Raw genomic sequence first — 5,210 nt, forward strand, 5'->3', positions numbered from 1 at the left:
CATATTATTATTTTTTAATTATAATAAAGTTATTAGATTGAGGCGATATAAATTATGAAATTTAAAATAGCGATTTTGATTATAGTTAATTTGATAGCTTTTACGGCTTTGCTTTATATGTTCGATATTTTCGGAGTAGTAAATTATTATACTTTAATGCGAACTAAAATTGCTCCGAATATTCCGCTTTTGGCAAGATTTACTCAAAGGGCGAGAGTGGAAGATATGTCGCTTTTGGCAAGAGACGATTTGGCTAAAATGCGAGAATCTTTCAATTTGCGGGAAAAAGATATCGAGGCGCAGGAATCTTTAATTGCAAGCAGGGCGATTGAATTAAATTCACAATCGGAATTGATAGAACAGGACAGACAAAATTTATTAAGCGCCTGGTCTAATTATCAGGCTACTATGGACGAATCGGCGCAGTATCAGTTGGTTCTTACCGATTTGGCAAATAAAATTAACAGCATGCCTCCTCAAAATTCAGTCGCGCTTCTTAATCAGTTGGCTGAAAACGGTTCGGACGATTTGGTTATAGATGTTCTTTTAGAAATGGATTCCATAGCGGCTACCGAAGGACGAAACAGCACAACCTCTTATCTTTTAAGTTTGATGGACGCGTCAGTTGCGGCGAGAATACTTGAAAAATACGAAGCGAGAACCAACCCAAGAAATAATACAGTTCCGTCTTCCCCTAACGATTTTCCTTCATATCCAGAAACGGATAATATGCTAAATGACGGAATAATGGATATGGGCGCGTAAAATAAACTTCTTTACATATTGAAATTAATTCCGAATTATATTAACATAATTATAAGAAAATTTTAAATAATTTAAGAATCTTTATGGGCATATATATTATAGTTTTTTTATCGGTATTTTGCATACTCCTTTTGATTGCTGGAAAAATATTGTCTAAATCTTTTAAGTATATCGTTTCGGATATTGAAAAAGCTAAAAGACTTGCAAGCGAAGGAAAAAACGATTTGGCTATAGAAAAATTTAGAGGCATTCTTTCAAAAAGTAAAGTTGACGAAAGCGAAAGGGCGAAAGTTCATGCAATGATAGGCGACTGTTATTTTAATACGGAAGAATATCCTTTTGCCATCGTGGAATATAGACATGCTCTTGACGAAGGTTATTATTCCCCCGAAGTCGTTTTATCGCTTGGAAAATCTTTGAGTAAAATTGGAAAAAACGAAGAAGCTTTATCTCAATTTCTTACTTTATTAAAATTGGATAATAATTATAAAAGCGTAGTTTCTATGGAAATTGGAATAATATATTACGACAACAGACAGTATGAAACGGCATTTAAATATTTCGATAATGTTTTGGAACTAGATAAAACTAATAAAGACGCTTTAAAATATAAGGCTTACTGCTTGGTAAATATGGAGAATTATGTCGAAGCCATTTCAATAATGGAAACCGTTATAAAGAAAAACCAAAGCGACTCGTTATTGAATTACAATATGGGACGAGCTTATAAAGGCAGAGGAAATTATAAAAGCGCAATCAAATATTATAAAGTCTCTTCGCATGATAAAATCTATGCCGTTAAATCTTTGTATGAAATCGCGTTATGCTATATCGAATTAAACAATATAGAACTTGCGATAACCGCTTTAGATTTGGCGATAGAATACAACAGCCCCGATAAAGGATTAAAATTAGCCGTTCTCTACACTTTGGTAGAATGCTACGATAAAATGAAAAATATAAATAAAGCGATAGAAGTTTTGGAAAATATTATTATTATAGATTCCAATTATAAAGATGTCGGTAAAAAATTGATAGAATATAAAGAATCGAGATACAGCGAAGGAATTAAAAATTATTTCAGATTGGAAGGAGACGAATTTGCGGAAAGGTCTTTGAAAATAGTTTCCTGCATGAATTTAATTCCGTATTCTTTGAAAACCACAGATAAAAAATATTTGATTATATTTGCAAAAGAAGGAAAGAGTTTGCATTCCACAAAAAAAGTAATTTTCTTCAGAAAGTCTTACAGCCCGATATTTAATGAAGAGTTGATACAATTATACGATTATGCGGTAAGTTATAATATAGTCAATTCGATTTTGGTGACAAGCGCAATGGCGAGTCCCGATGCGATAAGATACGCAACAATTTCAAGAATAGATATAGTGGGAATAAAGCGTTTGGAAAGTTTGGTTGAAAAATCTAATTTTACAAATTTGCCTGTCGGAGTGACAAGAAGCGAAGAAAAACTCGACTGGGTTTTATAAATTAAAATTATTAACATTTAAAAAATTCGTTTAAAAATTCTCTTGCTACTTTTCTATCGTCAAATTCTACAGTTCTATCGGGAAATATTTGATAAGTTTCATGTCCTTTGCCAGCGATTATAACTATGTCGTTTTCTTTCGCCTCTTTTATAGCCTCTTTTATCGCTTCTCTTCTGTCAATTATTTTTTTATAATTGAAATTTAATCCTTCAAATCCCGCCTCTATATCGGACATTATTTGTTCTATGCTTTCCGTTCTTTGATTGTCGGTTGTTAGAATTGAAACATCGGAATATTTTGCCGTTATTTTTGCCATTATCGGGCGCTTATTTCTGTCTCTGTCTCCTCCGCATCCAAATACGACTATAACTCTATTTGGATTTAATTTTTTTGCTTCGATTAAAATATTTTCCAAACTGTCGGGCGTGTGTGAATAATCTACGGCGACTATAAAAGGATGTTTTTCATTAGTCACTATTTCAAATCTTCCCGCGACTTGAACTTTGCTTATAGATTTTATCGCTTTTTTTATATCTAGTTTATATTCGCATGCATAAGCCAAAACGGATAAAGAATTTAATATATTGAATTTTCCGAGCATTGATAATTTTACTTTTGAAATAAATTTTCCTTTCGCGTAAAATTTGTATTCCGTTGATTTTGAATTTAAAGAAATAATTTTTCCGTAATAATCGGCTTTTTCGTTTAATCCGTAGGTTATCATTTTGAGATTTAATTTTTTTATATGATTTGAAATTTCTTTAAAATAATCCGTATCAATATTTACTATCGCTAATTTTTTCTTTTTGCAGCTTTCTTTTAATAAATCAAAAAGTTTTAATTTTGCTTTCAAATAATTTTTCATGTTCTTATGATAATCCAAATGGTCTTCCGTTATATTAGTAAATATTGCCGTATCGAAATTCAAATAATCGCATCTGTTCATTGCGAGCGCTTGCGAAGAAGTTTCCATGACTATATGAGAGACATTTTTTTTGAGAGATTTATTAAATATACTTTCCAAATCTATAGATTCGGGAGTAGTGAGGTTTGTTTTAATTTCGCTTTTTCCAATCATATTTTTTATAGTGCCGATTAAAGCAGTTTTGTTTTCATTTTTATTATTTTCCAAAACCGATTTTAATAAATAACTTGTCGTTGTTTTTCCATTCGTTCCCGTTATTCCGATTGTATTAATTTTTTTTGTCGGTTCGTCAAATAATTTTGCCGACATATAAGCGAGAATCTCTCTTGGATTTTTAGCGCCTATAAAATATACTTTATCATATTTACTTTTTAATTCTTTTATTTTTTTCTTATCGTAGCTGCAATCGTATATTATAATTTTTGATTTATTTTCAATCGCATTTTCAATATATTTATGCCCATCATCTTTAGTTCCTTTAATTGCGACAAATATATAATCTTTTTTAATTAATTTTGAATTGTAGGATATATTTTTAATTTTTGTATTTAGGCATCCTTTAGTTATATTTTTTGAATCAAAATTTTTATAGCCTTTAATCAGCTCTTTAAAATACTTCATGTTAATTCGATTTTATTTTTAAATAAATTATATCGTTATCGCTTGCCGCGGAATTGAATCCGTTTATTATCGCAGTTTCTATGAATCTGTTTGGGGAAGATAATTTGACTTCTTCGGCATTTAATACTTTAACTTCTTTTTCAAGTTTTTCTATTTCTTTATCGAGCCTTGAAAGTTCCATTAAAATTTCGTCTGATTTTATATTTCTTATAAATGTGAATACGCTTATAACAATGACAAATAATATTATGATTATAAAAAGCGAACCTATAGGATAAGTTTTTGTTTCTATTTTTTCGACATTTCCAATTTTCGTTTTATTTTCTTTTAACCTTCTTCTCATGATTGCCTCTACATTTTCTATTTTAATTTATAATAATTGCGCCGCTCTCATTTTTGCGCTTCTGCTTGCGGGATTTAATTTTATCTCTTCGATTGTCGGAGTTAAAACTTTAGAATTTAGCAGCTTAAATATTCCGTCTTTATTTTTTGTTTTTTCGTTGTCTTTAAAAAATCTTTTCACTATTCTGTCTTCCAAAGAATGATAACTTATTATAACTATAACTCCGTATTTTTTTAAAATATTTTTTATATTTTCTATTGATTTTTTTAATATATTAAGTTCGTCATTTACTTCTATTCTCACGGCTTGAAATATTAAAGTCGAGGGATTTATTTTGCCGTATTTTTTTGATTTATCCGAATTGTGAAATATTATATTTTCCAATTCTTTTGCGGTTTCTATATTTTTTTTCTCTCTTTCTTTTATTATCGCATCGATTAATTTTGATGGATTTTTAATCTCTCCGTATTCTTTAAATATTCTTTCCAAATCTTTTTTACCGTATTGATTAATCACTTCGTAGGCATTTTTTTCGTTTATTCCGAGCCGCATATCGAGTTTATTATTTTCGTTAAAAGAAAATCCTCTTTCGGCTTTTTTGAAATGAAACATCGAAACTCCCAAATCGTAAAGCATAAAATCTACATTTCCGATTATATTTTTAGGAAGCGAACCAATCATTTTATCGTAAGTGTCGTTATAATAATGAAATTTTTTATAATTCGACAATCTTTTTTTCGCTATTTCCAAAATATTTTTATCTCTTTCAAAACCATGAACTTCAAGATTCAAATCGAGCATAGCTTTTGTATGTCCTCCTTCTCCCAAAGTGGCGTCTATAACGATATTCGAATTGTCGGGTATAAAACTTAAAACTTCGTTAATCATAACTGGTTTATGAATTATTTCATCTTCAATATTATTCATTTATAATATTATCGGTTTTTTTATTATATAAATTATATGTTGACATTTTTTATCAAATATATTATAATTAATCGAAATTAAAAATTGGTAGAAAATTCATGCAAAATACTATACTATACTATACTATACTATACTATAC

Annotated in this window: 5 protein-coding genes; 2 read left to right on the forward strand and 3 right to left on the reverse strand. The window is 29.6% G+C overall.

Annotated elements, in window-relative coordinates; all coding sequences use genetic code 11:
• The first annotated feature begins 54 nt into the window (after positions 1 to 54).
• Both ACR0QS_RS10755 and ACR0QS_RS10760 read left to right on the forward strand, forming a co-directional pair.
• On the forward strand, positions 55 to 765 hold the full coding sequence (locus ACR0QS_RS10755) for a periplasmic-type flagellar collar protein FlbB (protein WP_432633446.1): 711 nt from the start codon (positions 55 to 57) through the stop codon (positions 763 to 765).
• 83 nt (positions 766 to 848) lie between these two features.
• The gene (locus ACR0QS_RS10760; protein WP_432633447.1) at positions 849 to 2,255 is read left to right on the forward strand and encodes a tetratricopeptide repeat protein; all 1,407 of its coding nucleotides are present in this window, start codon (positions 849 to 851) and stop codon (positions 2,253 to 2,255) included.
• 10 nt (positions 2,256 to 2,265) lie between these two features.
• Here the strand turns inward: ACR0QS_RS10760 and ACR0QS_RS10765 are convergent, their stop codons facing one another.
• From ACR0QS_RS10765 to rsmH, 3 genes are read right to left on the reverse strand one after another with little or no spacing between them, the layout of a single operon-like run.
• On the reverse strand, positions 2,266 to 3,801 hold the full coding sequence (locus tag ACR0QS_RS10765; protein ID WP_432633448.1) for a UDP-N-acetylmuramoyl-L-alanyl-D-glutamate--2,6-diaminopimelate ligase: 1,536 nt from the start codon (positions 3,799 to 3,801) through the stop codon (positions 2,266 to 2,268).
• Position 3,802: 1 nt separating this feature from the next.
• The gene (locus ACR0QS_RS10770) at positions 3,803 to 4,144 is read right to left on the reverse strand and encodes a septation ring formation regulator EzrA (RefSeq protein ID WP_432633449.1); all 342 of its coding nucleotides are present in this window, start codon (positions 4,142 to 4,144) and stop codon (positions 3,803 to 3,805) included.
• A 27-nt stretch (positions 4,145 to 4,171) separates the two neighbouring features.
• On the reverse strand, positions 4,172 to 5,071 hold the full coding sequence (rsmH, locus tag ACR0QS_RS10775; RefSeq protein ID WP_432633450.1) for a 16S rRNA (cytosine(1402)-N(4))-methyltransferase RsmH: 900 nt from the start codon (positions 5,069 to 5,071) through the stop codon (positions 4,172 to 4,174).
• Positions 5,072 to 5,210 lie beyond the last annotated feature (139 nt).

It is taken from the genome of Brachyspira sp. (genome assembly GCF_050873525.1).
Taxonomy (GTDB): Bacteria; Spirochaetota; Brachyspiria; order Brachyspirales; family Brachyspiraceae; genus Brachyspira.